The 17,860-nt window shown below is 74.7% G+C and carries 12 protein-coding genes; 3 read left to right on the forward strand and 9 right to left on the reverse strand.

The features are described from left to right. Positions 1–59: 59 nt before the first annotated feature. Positions 60–3,050: an FxSxx-COOH system tetratricopeptide repeat protein gene (gene fxsT / locus OOK41_RS27055; RefSeq protein WP_266267161.1), complete on the forward strand. Its 2,991-nt coding sequence runs from the start codon at positions 60–62 to the stop codon at positions 3,048–3,050. Positions 3,051–3,066: 16 nt separating this feature from the next. Here fxsT and OOK41_RS27060 read toward each other — a convergent pair whose 3' ends face one another. Continuing rightward, positions 3,067–4,656, reverse strand: coding sequence for a chloride channel protein (locus tag OOK41_RS27060; RefSeq protein WP_266267162.1), 1,590 nt, complete (start codon positions 4,654–4,656; stop codon positions 3,067–3,069). Between the two features lie 125 nt (positions 4,657–4,781). On the opposite strand from OOK41_RS27060, the gene OOK41_RS27065 reads away from it, so the two are divergent. Beyond that, positions 4,782–4,931, forward strand: coding sequence for a hypothetical protein (locus OOK41_RS27065; protein WP_266267163.1), 150 nt, complete (start codon positions 4,782–4,784; stop codon positions 4,929–4,931). Positions 4,932–5,013: 82 nt separating this feature from the next. Here the strand turns inward: OOK41_RS27065 and proS are convergent, their stop codons facing one another. From proS to ftsY, 8 genes are all read right to left on the reverse strand, one after another. After that, positions 5,014–6,429 carry a proline--tRNA ligase gene (gene proS / locus OOK41_RS27070; RefSeq protein ID WP_266267164.1) on the reverse strand — a complete coding sequence of 472 codons (1,416 nt, stop codon included), beginning with the start codon at positions 6,427–6,429 and terminating at the stop codon, positions 5,014–5,016. A 146-nt stretch (positions 6,430–6,575) separates the two neighbouring features. Beyond that, positions 6,576–7,655: an amidohydrolase family protein gene (locus OOK41_RS27075; RefSeq protein WP_266267165.1), complete on the reverse strand. Its 1,080-nt coding sequence runs from the start codon at positions 7,653–7,655 to the stop codon at positions 6,576–6,578. Positions 7,656–7,726: 71 nt separating this feature from the next. Beyond that, positions 7,727–9,286 (reverse strand): signal recognition particle protein, encoded by a 1,560-nt coding sequence (gene ffh / locus OOK41_RS27080; RefSeq protein ID WP_266267166.1) that lies wholly within the window; start codon positions 9,284–9,286, stop codon positions 7,727–7,729. A gap of 195 nt (positions 9,287–9,481) precedes the next feature. Further along, positions 9,482–11,836, reverse strand: coding sequence for a [protein-PII] uridylyltransferase (locus OOK41_RS27085; protein ID WP_266267167.1), 2,355 nt, complete (start codon positions 11,834–11,836; stop codon positions 9,482–9,484). 15 nt (positions 11,837–11,851) lie between these two features. Then, positions 11,852–12,190 (reverse strand): P-II family nitrogen regulator, encoded by a 339-nt coding sequence (locus OOK41_RS27090; RefSeq protein WP_174537509.1) that lies wholly within the window; start codon positions 12,188–12,190, stop codon positions 11,852–11,854. A 25-nt stretch (positions 12,191–12,215) separates the two neighbouring features. After that, the gene (locus OOK41_RS27095; RefSeq protein WP_266267168.1) at positions 12,216–13,625 is read right to left on the reverse strand and encodes an ammonium transporter; all 1,410 of its coding nucleotides are present in this window, start codon (positions 13,623–13,625) and stop codon (positions 12,216–12,218) included. Positions 13,626–13,903: 278 nt separating this feature from the next. Then, the gene (locus OOK41_RS27100) at positions 13,904–14,767 is read right to left on the reverse strand and encodes an aminoglycoside phosphotransferase family protein (protein ID WP_266267169.1); all 864 of its coding nucleotides are present in this window, start codon (positions 14,765–14,767) and stop codon (positions 13,904–13,906) included. 7 nt (positions 14,768–14,774) lie between these two features. Next, the gene (gene ftsY, locus OOK41_RS27105; RefSeq protein ID WP_117666319.1) at positions 14,775–15,965 is read right to left on the reverse strand and encodes a signal recognition particle-docking protein FtsY; all 1,191 of its coding nucleotides are present in this window, start codon (positions 15,963–15,965) and stop codon (positions 14,775–14,777) included. A gap of 145 nt (positions 15,966–16,110) precedes the next feature. Here ftsY and OOK41_RS27110 point away from each other — a divergent pair, with 145 nt between their 5' ends. Beyond that, a complete protein-coding gene (locus OOK41_RS27110; RefSeq protein ID WP_266267170.1) occupies positions 16,111–17,829 on the forward strand; it encodes an alkaline phosphatase D family protein in 1,719 nt (572 codons plus the stop codon). Positions 17,830–17,860: the final 31 nt, after the last annotated feature.

Raw genomic sequence — 17,860 nt, forward strand, 5'->3', positions numbered from 1 at the left:
TCGGCCGGGCCGCGCCACCCGGGCCCCGGGAGTCCGGCGGCCGGGACCAGGGAGGCTCGATGAGTGCTCAGCGCAGCGCCGCCGACGGCCGGCCGCGGATCGTCCTGGCCCACGCCGGCGCCGACCAGCTGTGGGCGGAGTGGCTCGGCGAGCAGCTCGAACAGGGCGGGGCCGGCACCGAACCGAAGCAGCTCGAACCCCGGCCCGCCGACGACCTCGGCGCGCTGCTGCGGGACGCGGCCGGCGACGCCGCCGGGCTGCTGCTGGTGCTGAGTGACGCGCTGCTGCGCGCCGGGACACGTTCGGTCGCCGAGTGGGCGGAGGCGGTGGCCGCCCTGCGGGCCGAACGGGGGGACGTGCTGCGCCCGGTGGCGGTCGGGCTGCGCCGGCCGACGTTCCTCTCCGCCGGCGAGTGCCCGGTGCTCGGCGCGCTGGACGAGGCCGACGCCCGCGCCGAGGTCCTCGCCCTGTTCGGGCTGGCCGCACCGACCTCCCGCCGGTCGTCCGCCGTGCCCTGGCCGCTGCACCAGCCCCGGTACTGGCGCCAGCCCTTCCCGCCCCGCAACCAGCACTTCACGGGCCGCGAGGAGGCGCTGCGGGAACTGCGGGACCGGCTCGCCGGGGACGTGACGGCGGTGGTGCCGACCGCGGTGCTGGGCCCGGCCGGGATCGGCAAGACCCAGCTCGCGGTCGAGTACACGTACCGCTTCGCGGCCTGCTACGACCTGGTCTGGTATGTGCGCAGCGAGCAACTCTCCACGGTCCGGGCCGACCTGGCCGGGCTGGCCGCCTCGATCGGCCTGCGGATCAGCGACGACCTCGGGGTGACCGCCGACGCGGTGCTGGAGGCGCTGCGCCGGGGCGAGCCGGTCCGCGACTGGCTGCTGGTCTTCGACAACGCGCCCGCCCCGCACGAACTGGCCCGGCTGCTGCCCAGCGGCCGGGCGCCGCGGGGGCGGTGCCACGTGCTGGTGACCTCGCGGGACGAGGACTGGCGGTCCCGCGCCGACGTGCTGGAGCTGGACGTCTACCGACGGGTGGAGAGCGTCGACTTCCTGCGCCGGCGGGCGCCCCGGCTGACCGAGCACGACGCCTTCGAGCTGGCCGACCGGTTCGGCGATCTGCCGCTCGCCCTCGACGCCAGCGCCGGGTACCTGTCGACCTCGCACCTGCCCGTGCGGGACTACCTGGTCGAGAGCGAGCAGCGGATGACCGCGCTGCTCAACCAGGCCCAGGTCTCGTCGTACGAGCGCCAGGTGGTGATGGCCTGGGTGCTGCCGATGAACCGGCTCCGGGAGCGCCGGCTGTCCGCCGCCCAACTCCTGCGGCTGTGCGCGTTCCTGGGGCCGGAGCCGGTGCCGATGTCCCTGCTGCTCGGCCCGCCCGACGGCAGCCGGCCGGCGGTCGAGCTGCCCGCCCCGCTCGGCGAGGAGATCGGGGACACCATGTCCCGGGCGAGCATGTTCCACGAGATCGGCGCGTACGGGCTGGCCCGGATCGGCGAGCGCGACGGCCGGGAGACCGTCCAACTGCACCGGGTCTTCCAGCAGTTCCTCCGGGAGCAGCTCACCGACGCCGAGCGTCGCACGTACGCCGGCACCGCCCGGCGGCTGCTCGCCGCCGCCGACCCGGGCGATCCGGACCAGATCGCCTACCGTCCCCGCTACGCCGACCTGCTGGTGCACGCGGAGGCCGCCGACGTGGCCGTCGCCGCGGACGACCCGGCGGTCCGCGGCCTCGTGATCAACCTGTGCCGGTACCTCTTCGCCCGGGGCGAGTACACCGCGTGCCAGCGGCTGGGCACCCGGGCCCGGGCGGCCTGGGTGGAGGTGATCGCCCGGAGCCACCCGGACGTGGTGGCGCTGAGCGTCACGCTGGCCAACGCGCTGCGCAGCCGGGGCGAGTACGAGCGGGCCCGGTCGCTGGACGAGGCGAACCTGGCCCGGGCCCGCGCCGACCTGGGCGAGGGGCATCCGGAGACGCTCGGCGCGGCGAACGGCCTGGCGGCGGGCCTGCGCCGGCTCGGCGACTGGAAGGCGGCGTACGAACTGGACCGCCAGGCCCACGAGCGTGGGCTGCTGGCGCTGGGCCCCGACCACCCCCGCACGCTGCTCACCGCGCACAACTTCGCGGTGTCCCGGCGGATGATGGGCGAGTTCCGCGCCGCGCTCGCCCTCGACGAGGACACGCTGCGCCGGTACCGGATCCGGTTCGGCGGCGAGGAGAACCGGTCGACGCTGTTCTCCGCCAACAACGTCGCCCGGGACCTGCGCGAGTGCGGGGAGTACGCCCGGGCGTGGGAACTCCAGGAGGAGGTCCACCGGCGCTACGGGGTGCTCTTCGGCCCGGACCACCCGGACTCGCTGCGGGCGATGAAGAACCTCGCGGTCACCCGCCGCAAGGCCGGGCGGTACCTCGACGCGTACCAGTTGGCCAGCGGCTGCCTGGCCCAGCACCGGCACCGGTTCGGGCCGGACTACGCCGAGACGCTGGCCGCCGCCGTCAACCTGGCCAACGACCTGCGGTGCCTCGGTGAGACGCCCGGGGCCCGGGCCCGCGCCGAGGACGCGCTGGAGCGGCTGCGCCGCACGGCCGGCGAGGAGCACCCGTACGCGCTGTGCGCCGCCCTGAACCTCGCGATCTGCCTGCGGCTGACCGGCGCGCCGGAGGAGGCGCGCCGGCTCAACGAGCGCACCCGGGCCGGGCTGTCGGCGGCGCTCGCCCCGGACCACCCGTACACCCTGGCCTGCGGCACCAACCTCGCCAGCGACCTGCGGGCGCTCGGCGAGGTCCGGGCGGCGCGGCGGCTCGGCGAGGAGCTGCTGGAGCGGCTGCGCGCGGTCCGGGGCGAGGCGCACCCCTACACCCTGGCCTGCGCGTCGAACCTCAGCGAGGACCGGCGCGCCGACGAGGACCACGAGGGCGCCCGCGACCTGCTACGGGACACCATGACGAGCTACGAGCGCACCCTCGGCGCGGACCACCCGGAGGCCGAGGCCGCGGCGGCCCGTAGCCGGCTGGACTGCGACGTGGAGCCCCCGCCGGCCTGAGCCGCGCCCCGCGCGCTCAGCCCGCCCGCCCGGCCGACGGGCTCGGACGGTCGACGGGCTCGGGCGGCGGGTACAGCCGGGCGGTCCACCGCCGCGGCACCCCGGTCGCCCCAGCGTCCCGGCCTCGGGGCCGACCGCCCGCCTGGCGGGGCCGGCCGACGCCGGGCCGCGCCGCCCGCCGGCCCGCCTGGACGGCCGGCGGCCCCGAGGCCGGGACGCGCGGGCCGACGACCGCCGGCCCACTGTGCGCGCTGCCCGGGTCGGCCGCCGGGTCGGGGTCCGCCGAACGGTCGCGGAGCTGGCTGCGGTACAGCGTCCGGTCGCCGACCACCAGGCAGGCGATCCCGGTGGCCAGCATGCTCGGGAAGAGCAGGCTCAGGTTCCCGGTCGTCTCGGCGGCCATCACGACCAGCGCGAGCGGCGCGTGGGCGATCGAGCCGAGGCAGGCCGCCATGCCGATGATCACGTACGGGGCCGGGGAGCCGGGGGCCAGCCCGAGCGGCTCCAGCAGGCGCCACACCGCCGCCCCGGCGGTCGCGCCGATCACCAGCCCGGGGCCGAAGATCCCCCCGGAGCCGCCGGAGCCGACCGACAGCGAGGTGGACACGATCTTGACGAGCGGGATGGCCAGCAGCACCCACACCGACGTGGCGAGCATCGCGTCGGCGTCGAAGGCGCGCTGCGCCGTGCCGTACCCGGTGCCGAGGACGCCCGGCACGGCCAGCCCGATCGTCCCGACCACCAGCCCCGCGAGGGTGGGACGCAGCACCCGGGGCAGCCGGCGCAGCCGCGCCGAGGCGAAGAAGCCGGCCGTCGAGTAGAACGTCCACGCGTACAGCCGGCCGAGCAGCCCGGCGAGCAGGCCGAGCAGCGGCACCACCAGCCACTGCGCGGGATGGTCCCAGCCGGTCCCGGCGACCGTGCCGAAGATCGGCTCGAAGCCGTGGAACAGCCCGAAGACCAGGAAGGACACCGCCGAGGCGAGCAGGGCCGGCACCACCACGCCGGGCGCGACGTCCGCCCGGTAGAGCAGCTCGGCCCCGAGCAGCGCGCCGCCCAGCGGTGACCGGAAGATCGCCCCGACCCCGGCGGCGAGGCCCATCGCCACCGTCGTGCGGGCCTGCTGGTAGCTCAGCTTGAACCGCCGGGCCACCACCGAGGCCAGGGCGGCGGTGATCTGCGCGGTGGGCCCCTCGCTGCCGCCCGACCCACCGGAGCCGATCAGCACCGCGGAGGCGAACATCTTGACCGCCGGCACCCGGGCCCGCATCCCGGTCGGGTCGTGGTGCGCGGCGTGGATCGCCGCGTCCGTGCCGTGCCCGCTGGCCTCCGGCGCGACCCGGAGCACCAGGGCGGTGGCGACGAACGCGCCGGCCGCGACGAGCAGCGGGACGACCACCGGGTACGGGAAGCCGCTCGCCTCGGCCGGGCCGTCCTCGCCGACCAGGCCGGGCACCCGGTGCCCGGCGATCCCGCGCAGCAGCAGCTCGTTGCCTAGGTGCAGCAGCTCGGCGAACGCGGCGGCGGCCAGCCCCGAGAGCGCTCCGGTGAGCGTCGCGAGGGGAACCCACAGGCGCAGGCCACCCGGCCCGCCGCTACCGCTCATCGGCAACTCCATCACCAGCGATGCCTCGCCAGCCGAGGCGGTGCGTCACCCGCCTCGTCGAGCGGCCGGCGACCGGGCCTGCGTCACGGGTGACCGTCCACCGTCGACCGCCACCCGCGTGCCCGATGATAGCGACCGATCCGTCACGATGGGTGCCGCTCGCGCCGTCGTCTTACGGTCTCGTCCTGCCGTCGGCGGCCGGGGCGGTGCTCGGCAGCGGCGTGCTCGGCAGCGGCGTCGGCGTCCTGTCGAACGGACGTGCCGCCGGGCGGTGACGCGCCGACGGGCCCGGCTCCGGTGACCGGGAACGCGTGGCGGGGCGGCCGGGGGTGCCGGCCGCCCCGCGCAGGCGGTGGGTCAGTAGGCGCGGGCCAGGATGGCGACCAGGTCGGACTCGTCCTCGGAGTCGGGGACCGAGCCGTCGGCGCGCAGCAGGCAGCGCACGGTGACGCCCTGGCCGTTCGCCTCGGCCTCGCCGGCCACGCCGACCGCCGACCACGGCACCCGGGCCCAGCCGGTGGCCGCCGCCCCGATCGCCTCGGCGAGCGTGGCGACCTCGACGGTGCGGGACTCGCGGTGCGCGAGGGCCTGGTCGTGCAGCACCCGCTGGTCGGCCTCCAGGGCGGCCAGCACCGCGCCGACCACGTCGGCCACCGGGGTCGGCGACTTCGAGCCGTCCGTACGCCGGACCACGACCGCGTTGCCGGCGGCCAGGTCGCGGGGGCCGACCTCGACGCGTACCGGATAGCCGCGCAGCTCGGCGTCGACGGCCCGGCGGCCGAACGGGGTGTCGGTGCGGTCGTCGAGCGCGACCCGGACCCCGGCGTCGCGCAGCGCGTCGCGGAGCTTTCTCGCCGCCTCGGCAGGGCCGCCAGGGCCCTCGCCGTCCTTGACCACCATCACGTACGCCTGGATCGGCGCCAGCCTCGGCGGCACCCGCAGTCCGTTGTCGTCGCCGTGGGCCATGATCAGGCCGCCCAGCATCCGGGTCGAGGTGCCCCAGGAGGTCGTCCAGGCGTGCTCCCGGCCGCCCTCGGCCGAGGAGTAGCTGATGTCGAACGCCTTGGCGAAGTTCTGCCCCAGCTCGTGGCTGGTGCCGAGCTGGAGGGCCTTGCCGTCGCCCATCATGCCCTCGCACGTGTACGTGGCGGTGGCCCCGGCGAACCGCTCGCGGGCGGTCTTCAGGCCCACCACGACGGGGATGCCGAGCACGTTGACCATCAGGTCCTCGTACGCCTCGTGCAGGATCCGGCGGGCGTAGGCGCGGGCGTCTTCCCGCGTGGCGTGGGCGGTGTGCCCCTCCTGCCAGAGGAACTCGCTGGTGCGCAGGAAGATCCGGGGGCGCAGCTCCCAGCGGACCACGTTCGCCCACTGGTTGAGCAGCAGCGGCAGGTCCCGGTACGAGTCGATCCACTTGGCCATGAACTCGCCGATCACCGTCTCGCTGGTGGGGCGCACCACCACCGGCTCGGCGAGCTGCTTGCCGCCGCCGTGGGTGACCACCGCCAGCTCCGGCGAGAAGCCCTCGACGTGCTCGGCCTCGCGCTTGAGGTAGCTCTCGGGGATGAACAGCGGGAAGTACGCGTTCTCCGCGCCGGCCGCCTTGATCCGGGCGTCCATCTCGGCCTGAATCCGCTCCCAGATGGCGTAGCCGGCCGGTCGGATGACCATGGTCCCCCGGACCGGGCCGTTGTCGGCCAGCTTCGCCTTGGCGATCAGGTCCTGGTACCAGCGGGGAAAGTCCTCCGCACGGGGAGTGAGCACGCGTGCCATGACCGCACATCCTATGCGGCCCCCGCCGGGACGCCGTCATCGGGCGCGGTGCGCCGTTCGCCCGTCGCCCCGGGTGCACCGGTCCCCCGCCGCCGGAACTCCGACGCAACTTCTTGATCAGCGGGGCGAACCGGGGTGGGTGGGGGTCAGGGGAGGGGGTGGCCGCGGAGGATGATGCGGGTGGGGGTGCGGACGACCGAGAGGTTCCGGCGGGGGTCCTCCGGGTAGACCGTCAGGTCGGCGAGGCCGCCCTCGACCAGGCCCGGGAAACCCAGCCACTCCCGGGCCTTCCAGGAGGCGGCGGCGAGGACGTCCACCGCCGACATGCCGGCCTGCTCGTGCAGCAGCAGCATCTCCTCGGCGGCCAGCCCGTGGTCGATGCCGCCGCCCGCGTCGGTGCCGACGTAGATGGGCACCCCCGCCTCGTACGCGGACCGGACCACGTCGGGGAACCGGTCCCGCAGGGCGAGCATGTGGTCGGCGTACCCGGGGAACTTCGGGCGGGCCTGCTCGGCGATCCCGCCGAACGTCCGAATGTTGATCATCGTGGGGACGAGGGCGGTGCCCTGCCGGGCCATCAGGTCGATCAGGTCGAGGCTGAGCCCGGTGCCGTGCTCCACCGAGTCCACCCCGGCCCGCACCATGGTCTCGACGGCGGACTCGGAGAAGGTGTGCACCGCCGCGCGCGCCCCGGCGGCGTGCGCGGCGGCGACGGCGGCGGCCATCGTGTCGGCGTCCCAGGCGGGCGCGAGGTCGCCGACCCCCCGGTCGATCCAGTCGCCGACCAGCTTGACCCAGCCGTTGCCGGCGGCGGCCTGGGCGGCGACGGTGGCGGCCACCTCCGCCGCGTCGACCTCGACGCCGATGTCGCGCAGGTAGCGCTTCGGCGGGGCGACGTGCCGGCCGGCGCGGGCCAGTCGCGGCAGCTCCGGGTCGTCGTCCAGTTCGGGGTACGGGTACGGCGAGCCGGCGTCCCGGATGGCGAGGACCCCGGCGTCCCGGTCGGTGCGGGCCAGCTCGCGGGCCTGGTCGAGGGAGGTGATCGGGGCGCCGCCCCGGGCGATGCCGAGGTGGCAGTGGGCGTCGGTCAGCCCGGGCAGGATGAAGCCGCCGTCGACCACCGTCTCCGCCCCGGGCACCGGGTCGAAGGTGACCCGGTCGCCGACCAGCCAGAGATCCCGGACCTCGTCGTCCGGCAGGAGCACACCGCGCACATGCAGAGCCATGTGCACAGTCCTACCGGATCACTGCCGGGTCCGCGCGGGGGACCTCCCGTCGCCCGCCGTCGCCGACCCGGTCAACGGGGGCGGTTGTCGCCGCCCTTGCCGAGCTTGTTGAAGTCGATCTTCGGGTGCTTGAAGCCGGGCGGCAGGCCCTGGCCACCGGCCAGGTCGTTCGGGTCCAGGCCCGGCGGGAGCTGCGGCATCCCGCCCGGGAAACCGCCCGGCAGCCCGGCGCCCGCCCCGGTGCGCGGCCGGTTGCCGCCCTTGGTGCCCTTGCGCTTGTTCTTCGGCGACTTGGTCGCCTTGCGCCGGCCACCGCCGGGCAGGCCCATCATGCCGCCCATCTGCTTCATCATCTTCTGCGCGTCGGCGAAGCGGTTGAGCAGCTGGTTGACGTCCATCACCGTGACGCCCGAGCCGCCCGCGATCCGGGCCCGGCGGGAGCCGTTGATGATCTTCGGATTGGTGCGCTCGGCCGGGGTCATCGACCGGATGATCGCCGTGACCCGGTCGAAGTGCTTGTCGTCCAGATCGGCGAGCTGGTCCTTCATCTGCCCCATGCCGGGCATCATGGCCAGCACGTTGGCGATCGGGCCCATCCGGCGCACCGCGATGAGCTGGTCGAGGAAGTCCTCCAGGGTGAACTGCTCGCCGCCCATCAGCTTGGCGGTCATCTTCTCCTTCTGATCGGAGTCGAAGGCCTGCTCGGCCTGCTCGATCAGAGTGAGGACGTCGCCCATGCCGAGGATCCGGCTGGCCATCCGGTCGGGGTGGAAGACGTCGAAGTCCTCCAGCTTCTCCCCGGTGGAGGCGAACAGGATCGGCTGCCCGGTCACCTCGCGGACCGAGAGCGCGGCACCGCCCCGGGCGTCGCCGTCGAGCTTGGAGAGCACCACGCCGGTGATGCCGACGCCGTCGCGGAACGCCTCGGCGGTGCGCACGGCGTCCTGACCGACCATCGCGTCGATGACGAAGATGACCTCGTCCGGGTTGACCGCGTCGCGGATGTCGGCGGCCTGCTGCATCATCTCGGCGTCGATGCCGAGCCGGCCGGCGGTGTCGACGATGACGATGTCCCGGGCGGCCCGCTTCGCGTGCTCGATCGAGGCGCGGGCGACCTGCACCGGGTCACCGGTGCCGTTGCCGGGCTCCGGGGCGTACACCTCGACCCCGGCGCGGCCACCGAGCACCTGGAGCTGCCCGACGGCGTTGGGACGCTGGAGGTCGGCGGCGACCAGCAGCGGCTGGTGACCCTGGGCCTTGAGCCAGCGGGCCAGCTTGCCGGCCAGGGTGGTCTTGCCGGAGCCCTGGAGGCCGGCGAGCATGATCACTGTCGGCGGCTGCTTGGCGAACTGGAGCCGCCGCCCCTCGCCGCCGAGGACGTTGATCAGCTCCTCGTTGACGATCTTGACGATCTGCTGGGCCGGATTCAGCGCCTGGGAGACCTCCGCGCTGCGGGCCCGCTCCTTGACGTTTGCGATGAAGCCCTTGACCACCGGCAGGGCGACGTCGGCCTCCAGCAGCGCCATGCGGATCTCGCGCGCGGTGGCGTCGATGTCGGCGTCGGTGAGCCGACCCTTGCCGCGGAGCTTGGTGAAGATCCCGGAGAGGCGGTCACTCAAGGTGTCAAACACGCGAACATCCCGTTTGTCAGTGTTCCGGCGGGCACAACGCGGCCGGGCGCAGGTGTCCGGCCATCGCTAGGGTAGCCCGCCGCCCGCGCCCGCGCTCCGGCCCCGCCGCCCGCGCCCGCGCTCCGGCCCCGTCGTCGAGCAGCGGGATCACGGCGGCCGGCGGCGGGCCCCAGGGCGGGGACGGTCGTCCCCGGCTCACACGGCGGCCAGGACGGCGGCCTCCAGGCGGGCCCGCTCGTCGTCCGGCGGCCAGCTGCCGACCAGGTAGAAGGCGTCCACCACGTCGCCGCCGAGGGTGCAGATCCGGGCCGCGCGGACCTGGGCGCCGGCCTCGTCGAGGGCGCAGGTCACCCGGTACAGCAGCCCGGCCGCGTCGGCGGCGCGCAGCTCCAGCAGCACCGCGTCGGTGGCCGCCTCCCGGTGCCAGACCACCCGGGGCGCCGCGCCCGACCCCCGCGCCGCGAGGGCCCGGCCGCGCAGCCGCTGGGTGACCGAGACGTCCCCGGCGACCGCCCGGCGCAGGTCGCCGCCGAGCGCGATCGGGTCGGGCGGCAGGCCGTAGCGGGGTTGCACCCGGCACTCGACCAGGGCCCGGCCGTCGACCGTGGAGGCGTCCGCGGAGAGCACCTCCAGCCGGTGCAGGGCCAGGCAGCCGGCCACCGTCGCGAGCAGGCCGCGTCGGTCCGCCGCGGCCACCGCCACCCGGTCCCCGGTCAGGTGTACGACCGGCAGCGGCCCGGCGACCAGCGCCGGGTCCGGGGCGGGCGGGGCGGGCAGCACGCCGGTGTCCAGCGCGGTGCGGACCCGGGTGACCAGCTCGGCGACGAGCCGGCCCTTCCAGTCCGACCAGGCGGCCGGGCCGGTGGCCGCCGCGTCGGCGCGGACCAGGGCGTGCAGCAGGTCCAGGGTCGCCGGGTCGCCGACCTGCTCGGCGACCCGGGCGATGGTCACCGGGTCGGACAGGTCTCGGCGGGTGGCCACGTCGGGCAGGAGCAGGTGCAGCCGGACCAGCGTGCCGATCAGCGCCACCTCCGTCCCGGGCAGGCCGATCCGGGCCGCCACGGCCTCGGCCAGCGGCGCGCCCACGATGCTGTGGTCGGCGGCACCGCCGGCCCGCCCGGCGACACCCTCGCCGGGCAGCCCCTTGCCGATGTCGTGCAGGAACGCGCCGAGCAGCAGCAGGTCCGGCCGGTCCACCTCGCGGGTGTGCCGGCCGGCCTCGTACGCGGTCTGCACGAGATGCCGGTCGAGGGTGTAACGGTGCACCGGGTTGTGCTGGGGCAGGCTGCGCAGCCGGGTCCACTCGGGCAGCCAGCCGTCGATCAGCCCGTACCGGTCGCAGGTCTCCCAGGCGGGCACCAGGCCGGGACCGGCCCCGAGCAGGGTGATCAGCGCGGCGCGCGCCTCGACGGGCCACGGCGACGGCAGCGGCGGGCAGTACGCGGCCAGCCACTCGCAGGTGGCCCGGGCGATCGGCAACCGGGTGGTGGCCGCCGCGGCGGCCATCCGCAGCGACAGGCTCGGGTCGGGGCGGGCCCCGATGGCGGTGCGGGCCAGCACCAGCTCCCCGTCGTGCTCGACGACGTCCCGGGCGACCGGACGGCGCACCGGCCGGACGTCGCCGCCCCGGCGGCGGCCGGAGCGCAGCCGGTCGGCGGCCCGCCAGGCGTCGTCGAGGGCATGACTGACGGTGCGGGCGTCCCCGGCCACCCGGCGCAGCAGCGCGTCGCCGTCGCGCACGACGACCTCCGGCCCGTACGCGGCGTCGGACTCGGGTTGTCGCAGCCCGAGCTGGGCGGCGACCCCGTCGCGTTCCTGGGCGACCAGCCGGTCGACCCGGCGGCCGGCCTGCTCGTGCAGGGCGTCGCGGGTGTCCAGCAGGCGCAGGTGGGCGGCCCGGACGGCGGGGCGCAGCGCGTCGGTGACGCCGGCGGTGGCGATGGCCCGCAGGATGCCCACGTCGCGCAGCCCGCCGGCGGCCTCCTTGAGGTCGCCCTCCAGCAGGAAGGCCAGCTCACCGTGGGCCTGCCAGCGGGCGGTGGTGATCTCGCGCAGGCTCGGGAGCTGGCGCACGGCGGTGCGCCGCCAGTGGTCGGTGGCGGTCCGGACCAGCGTGTCGGCCAGTTCCCGGTCCCCGGCGACGAACCGGGCGTCGAGCAGGCCGAGGGCGACCTTGACGTCGTCCCGGGCCACCGAGAGCGCCTCGGCGAGGGTGCGCACCGAGTGGTCCAGCCGCACGCCGGCGTCCCAGACCGGGTACCAGATCTTCGAAGCCAGCTCGTCCACCCCGCCCACCCCGGCGTGCAGCAGCACCAGGTCAAGATCCCCGTACGGCGCACACTGCCGCCGCCCGAGCCCACCCACGGCGACCAGCGCGACGCCCTCCGGCCAGGCCGACAGGCCGCCCAACCACCGGTCGAACGCCTCCGCCCGCGCCCCCCGAGCCCCTTCCCCGATCCCCCCGGGAACGCCGACGACCCCGTTGATCAAGAGGTTTGCGTCACCGTCGCCGGTACTTCCCGACGCATTCCTCTTGATCAACGAGGTCATCTCCCGTGTTCCGGACTAGAGGGCGTCCAGGCCGCGTTCGCCCGTGCGGACCCGGACGACCTCCTCGACGCCCGTGACCCACACCTTGCCGTCGCCGATCTTGCCGGTCCGGGCGGCCCCGACGATGGCGTCCACGATCTTGTCGACGTCGATCTCGTCGGTGAGCACCTCCACCCGGATCTTGGGCAGGAACTCGACCGTGTACTCGGCACCCCGGTAGACCTCGGTGTGCCCCTTCTGCCGGCCGTACCCCTGGACCTCGCTGACGGTCAGCCCGGCCACCCCGAGGGCGTGCAGGGCCTCCTTCACCGCGTCCAGCTGGTACGGCTTGATGACTGCGGTCACCAGCTTCATGTCCAACCCCTCCATCCCAGGAACGTTAACCGGCGACCTTCTCGCTGACCGGCTCGGCGGGCTCCTCCGGGGCCGGCTTGGCGCCGGCGGTACCGCTCGGCGTCCCGATCAAGGCGAGCGCGAACGCGCCGCCGCTGCCGCCACCGGCCGGCGAGAGGTCGTAGCCGCTCTCGGCGTGCTCGGCGATGTCGATGCCCTCGACCTCGGCCTCGGGCCTGAGCCGGAAGCCGATGGTCTTCTCGATCACGAAGGCGAGCACCCAGGCAACCGCGAACGACCAGACGGTCACGATCAGGCCGGCCACGGCCTGCCGGCCGAACTGGGTCAGGCCGCCGCCGTAGAACAGGCCGTCGGAGGCACCGATCACGTCGGTGATCGCGCTGTTGACGGAGTTCGTGGCGAACAGGCCGAGCCAGAGCGAGCCGATCCAGCCGCCGACGAAGTGCACGCCGACCACGTCGAGGGAGTCGTCGTAGCCGAGTCTGTACTTCAGGCCGACGGCGAAGGCGCATGCCGCACCGGCGACGATGCCGAGCAGGACTGCCGCCCAGGGGGCGATGAAGCCGCAGGCCGGGGTGATGGCGACCAGGCCGGCGACCGCGCCGGAGGACGCGCCGACCAGGGTCGGCTTCCTGTCCTTGATCCACTCCACCGCGAGCCAGCCGAGCACCGCCGCGGCGGTGGCGAGCTGGGTGTTGATGAACGCGAGGCCGGCGACCGAGTCGACGGTCAACTCCGAGCCGGCGTTGAACCCGAACCAGCCGAACCAGAGCAGGCCGGCGCCGAGCGCGACCAGCGGGATGTTGTGCGGCTTCATGCCCTCGCGGGGCCAGCCGAGCCGCTTGCCGAGCACCAGCGCCACGGCCAGGGCCGCCGCCCCGGCGTTGATGTGCACCGCGGTGCCACCGGCGAAGTCCAGCGCGTGTAGGTCACCGCCGACGATGCCGCCGCCCCACACCCAGTGCGCGACCGGGAAGTAGACCAGCGTCGCCCAGCCGAAGGCGAACAGCAGCCAGCCGGCGAACTTGGCCCGGTCGGAGATGGCGCCGCTGATCAGCGCGACGGTGATCACCGCGAAGACCATCTGGAACGCCATGAACACGTAGAGCGGAACCCCGATGCCGCTGGGGTTCTCCGCGGTGGCACCCCACAGGTCCGTCTCGGCCAGGAAGGTCCTGGTGCCGAGGTACGCGCCCGGGTCCCCCCAGAATCCGTTCACGTCGGTCCCGAAGGCGACGCTGAAGCCGTAGAACCACCACAGAACAGAGATGAGCCCGATGGCGGAGAAGCTCATCATCATCATGTTGAGCACGCCCTTGGCGCGGTTGAGCCCGCCGTAGAACAGCGCGAGCCCGGGCGTCATGAGCAGCACGAGCGCGGTCGAAACCAGCAGCCAAACGGTGTTGCCGCCGTCGATCGTCGGTGCTTCAGGCACGCTGGCCTCCTAAAGGTGAGGTTCCCTCCTTCGCGGCTTCCGGGGCAGCGTCGCCCGTACGCCGGTTGCGCGGAAGCTTGGCCGCCTCCTGTTCCCCCAACGTCACCGATCGATTTCCAACCAGTGACGCTGTGTTTCGCACGTGTGAAGAAACCCTCACCGCCGCCAACCCGCTCTCTCACGGAAAGCCCCGCCCTCTTTCACGGAAAGAGTGGCCATCCCGGCGGGAATGACCACTCTTTCCGTGAAAGTGCGCGCGCGGCGCGGGCGGGGCGGGGTCAGCGGAGGGCGTGTTCCAGGGCGTGTCGTTCGTAGTCGAGCAGGCGTAGGTCGCGCATCGGGCGGCGGAGGTGGCCCTTGTGCACGATCCGGACGAACGCCGGCTCCCCGGCGGCGGCCATCCGGCGGATGCCCTCCACGTGGTCGACGATCCGCTTGCGGATGGTCCGGATCAGCCGGTGCCGGTCGCGCGGGATCAGCCCGTACGCGTCGGCGAACAGGCGCAGCCGGCGCGGCCGGTCCGGGCGCTTCCAGCCGAGGGTGATCGAGTCCCGGTCGGAGAAGATCGGCACCCAGGTCCACGCCGCGTACGCCACGTCGTAGATCCGCGCGCCCGGCGAGGCGAGGTCGAAGTCGATCAGCCCGAGGGTGCCGTCCGGCCGCCAGATGACGTTGTGCGGGGCGGCGTCGTGGTGGCAGATCACCTCGGTGTCCGGCGGCGGCGGGCCGAACGAGCGCCAGACCGCCCCGGGCGGCGGGGCGAAGCCGTACTGGGCGTCGTGGAACATCCGCAGCATGGTGGCGACGGTCACCAGCGCCTCGTCGGTGACCCAGTGCGGGGCCAGCGGGTACTCCCCGCACTCCCCCTCCAGGTACGACAGCACCTCGCGGTTGCGCTCGTCCATCCCGAGCGCCCGGGGGGCGCCGGTGAACCCGACGTACTCCAGGTGGCGCAGCAGGGCGTGCACGGACGGGGTCCACGGCCCGGCGTTGCGCCGGACGGTGTCGCCCACCCGGACCACGGTGCTCACGTTCCCGCCGTGCAGCGGGATCTCCTGCGAAGTCACGTACGGTCTCCCGAGGCCCGGCGCCGGGTGGCGGTCCCCGCGCCATCCGGCGTAGGCGCGATCGTCACTGGTCACTGCGAGGTTACGCGTCCCGGGCGAGCGGCTCGGTGCCGAGCAGCGCGTCGACGAACTGCGCCGGGTCGAACGGGGCCAGGTCGTCCTTGCCCTCGCCGAGGCCGACCAGCTTGACCGGGATGCCGAGCTTGCGCTGCACGGCGATCACGATGCCGCCCTTGGCGGTGCCGTCGAGCTTGGTCAGCACCACGCCGGTCACGTTGACCACCTCGGTGAAGACCCGGGCCTGCTCCAGGCCGTTCTGGCCGGTGGTGGCGTCGAGGACGAGCAGGGTCTCGTCGATCGGGCCGTGCTTCTCGACCACCCGCTTGACCTTGCCCAGCTCGTCCATGAGGCCGACCTTGTTCTGCAACCGGCCGGCGGTGTCGACCAGCACGGTGTCCACGCCGGTGTCGATGCCGCGCTTGACCGCGTCGAACGCCACGCTGGCCGGGTCGGCCGCCTCCGGGCCCCGGACGGTCTCCGCGCCGACCCGGCCGCCCCAGGTTTCGAGCTGGTCGGCGGCGGCGGCGCGGAAGGTGTCGGCCGCGCCGAGCAGCACGGTGCGGCCGTCGGCGACCAGCACCCGGGCGATCTTGCCGCAGGTGGTGGTCTTGCCGGCGCCGTTGACCCCGACGACCAGCAGCACGGCCGGGACGCCGTCCTTCGGGGCGGTGCGCAGCGACCGGTCCAGGCTCGGGTCGAGGGCGTTGACCAGCTCGGCGGCGAGCAGGGCGCGCAGCTCGGTGGCGGAGCGGGTGCCGAGCACCCGGGTCCGCTCCCGGAGCCGGTCGACGATGTCCCGGGTGGCGTCGATGCCGACGTCGGCGGTGATCAGGCTGTCCTCGATCTCCTCCCAGGCGTCCTCGTCGAGGTGGTCGCGGGAGAGCAGGCCGAGCAGGCCCTTGCCGAAGGCGTTCTGCGAGCGGGACAGCCGGGAACGCAGCCGGACCAGCCGGCCGGCGGTCGGCTCGGGCACCTCGACGGTGGGCGCGGGCGCCTCCACCACGGGCGGCGGCTCGACCAGGATCCCGGTGGAGAGGTCGGACTCCGGGGCCTCGACGGGCGGCCCGGCGAGGTCCTCCTCGGCCCGGGTGTCCACCTCCGTCTGCGGCAGCGGCGGTTCGGGGCGCCGGCGCAGCCGCGGCACCACCAGCCCGAGGCCGCCGAGGATCAGCACGCCGAGCAGGGCGAGCGCGATGAGGAGGTATTCCGTCATGCCGAAATCCTGTCAGATGCCGACGACGGCGTCCCAGCCACCGCACCCGGCGCGCACCCGAGCTGCGGGTACGCTCGCCCAGCGGTGGCTGGCGGAGTGGCCGACCGGGTAGAAATGATGAGATCGGCTCACCCTGGAGGTTCCCGTGCCGGCTCCCCGCCTGCTGATCGGCCCGCTGCTGCGCCGGGTCGTCGGCACTCGGGCCACGGTGTGGGTGGAGACCAGCGCGCCCGCCACGGTCCGGGTCCGCACGGCCGGCGGCGCCGAGGGCACCGCGGCCACCTTCTCGGCGTACGACCACCACTACGCGCTCGTCGTGGTGGAGGGGCTGACCCCGGACAGCGCGACGACGTACGAGGTGCTGGTCGACGACGAGACGGCCTGGCCGGAGCCGCGCGGCGGCTTCCCACCCAGCGTGATCCGCACCCGGGCCGCCGACGACCGGAACCAGCCGGTTCGCCTGGTCTTCGGTTCCTGCCGGGAGACCACCCAGCACTCGACCGCCCGCAGGCTGCCCCCGGACGCGCTCGACGCGTACGCCCGGCGGTTGATGGCCGAGCCGGACCGGGCCGCCGCCCAGCCCGACCTGCTGGTGCTGCTCGGCGACCAGGTCTACGCCGACGAGACCTCGCCGACCGTACGCCGGCTGCTCAAGCGGCGCCGGCGGCGGCCGGAGGGCGCCCCGGCGACCCAGGTGGTCAGCTTCGACGAGTACACGAAGCTCTACCTGGAGTCGTGGCGGGACCCGGAGATCCGCTGGCTGTTCTCCACCGTGCCCAGCGTGATGATCTTCGACGACCACGAGGTGATCGACGACTGGAACACCTCCGCGTCGTGGCGCGCCGACATGCGCGAGCAGCCGTGGTGGGCCGAGCGGATCGGCAGCGGGCTGGCCTCGTACTGGGTCTACCAGCACCTGGGCAACCTCGACCCGGACGAGATCGCCGCCGACCCGGTGTACGCGAAGGTCGCCGCCGCCGGGGGCGACGCCACCGAGGTGCTGCGCGAGTTCGGCGCGCGGGTCGACCGGGAGGCGGACGAGGCGCACGACACCGACCGCTGGCGCGCCGTGCAGTACCAGTGGAGTTACGCCCTGGACCTGGGGCGGACCCGGCTGGTGATGCTGGACAACCGGTGCAGCCGGGTGCTGGAGCCGGGCAACCGGGCGATGCTGCCGCCGGGCGAGTGGTCCTGGTTCCTCGACCGGGCCCACGGCGTCTACGACCACCTGGTGGTGGGCGCGTCGCTGCCCTGGCTGCTGCCGCCGGGCATCCACCACGTGGAGGCGTGGAACGAGCGGCTCGCCGACTCCCGGCACCCCTGGCTGGCGGGCCTGGCCGAGAAGATGCGCCGGGGGCTGGACCTGGAGCACTGGGCGGCGTTCCGCCGGTCCTTCGACGCCCTCGGCGCGCTGTTCGCCCGGATCGGCAGCGGTCCGCCCGGGCACACCGGGGACCGGGTCGGCGCCGGCCCGGCGTACCCGCCGCCGGCGTCGATCAGCGTGCTCTCCGGGGACGTGCACCACTCGTACGTGGCCCGGGCCCGGTTCGACGACCCGGCGGTGCGCACGCCGGTGCACCAGCTCACCTGCTCGCCGATCCACAACCAGGTGCCGGCCGCCATGCGCCCGCTGATGAAGCTCGGCTGGTCGCCGGGGCCGGCCGGGGCCAGCCGGGCGCTGGCCCGCTCGGCCGGGGTGCGCCGCCCCACCGTGCGCTGGCGCAAGCTCGCCGGCCCGTACTTCGGCAACGCGGTGGCCACCCTCACCCACCGGGGCCGCGCCGCCGAGGTGATCATCGAGGGCACCACCGGGGACGGGCACCTGCGCACGGTGGCGCAGCGCCGGCTCGCCGTCGAACGCTGAATCCGGCTGTCGTACGCCGTACCCTTGCGGC

The sequence above is a fragment of the Micromonospora sp. NBC_01655 genome (genome assembly GCF_026339755.1).
Classification (GTDB): Bacteria; Actinomycetota; Actinomycetes; order Mycobacteriales; family Micromonosporaceae; genus Micromonospora.

What these genes read in the sequence shown, in the direction of transcription:
- fxsT (WP_266267161.1), top strand. Translation starts at nt 60, where the DNA reads ATGAGTGCTCAGCGCAGCGCCGCCGACGGCCGGCCGCGGATCGTCCTG.
- OOK41_RS27060 (WP_266267162.1), bottom strand. Translation starts at nt 4,656, where the DNA reads ATGAGCGGTAGCGGCGGGCCGGGTGGCCTGCGCCTGTGGGTTCCCCTC.
- OOK41_RS27065 (WP_266267163.1), top strand. Translation starts at nt 4,782, where the DNA reads ATGATAGCGACCGATCCGTCACGATGGGTGCCGCTCGCGCCGTCGTCT.
- proS (WP_266267164.1), bottom strand. Translation starts at nt 6,429, where the DNA reads ATGGCACGCGTGCTCACTCCCCGTGCGGAGGACTTTCCCCGCTGGTAC.
- OOK41_RS27075 (WP_266267165.1), bottom strand. Translation starts at nt 7,655, where the DNA reads ATGGCTCTGCATGTGCGCGGTGTGCTCCTGCCGGACGACGAGGTCCGG.
- OOK41_RS27085 (WP_266267167.1), bottom strand. Translation starts at nt 11,836, where the DNA reads ATGACCTCGTTGATCAAGAGGAATGCGTCGGGAAGTACCGGCGACGGT.
- OOK41_RS27090 (WP_174537509.1), bottom strand. Translation starts at nt 12,190, where the DNA reads ATGAAGCTGGTGACCGCAGTCATCAAGCCGTACCAGCTGGACGCGGTG.
- ftsY (WP_117666319.1), bottom strand. Translation starts at nt 15,965, where the DNA reads ATGACGGAATACCTCCTCATCGCGCTCGCCCTGCTCGGCGTGCTGATC.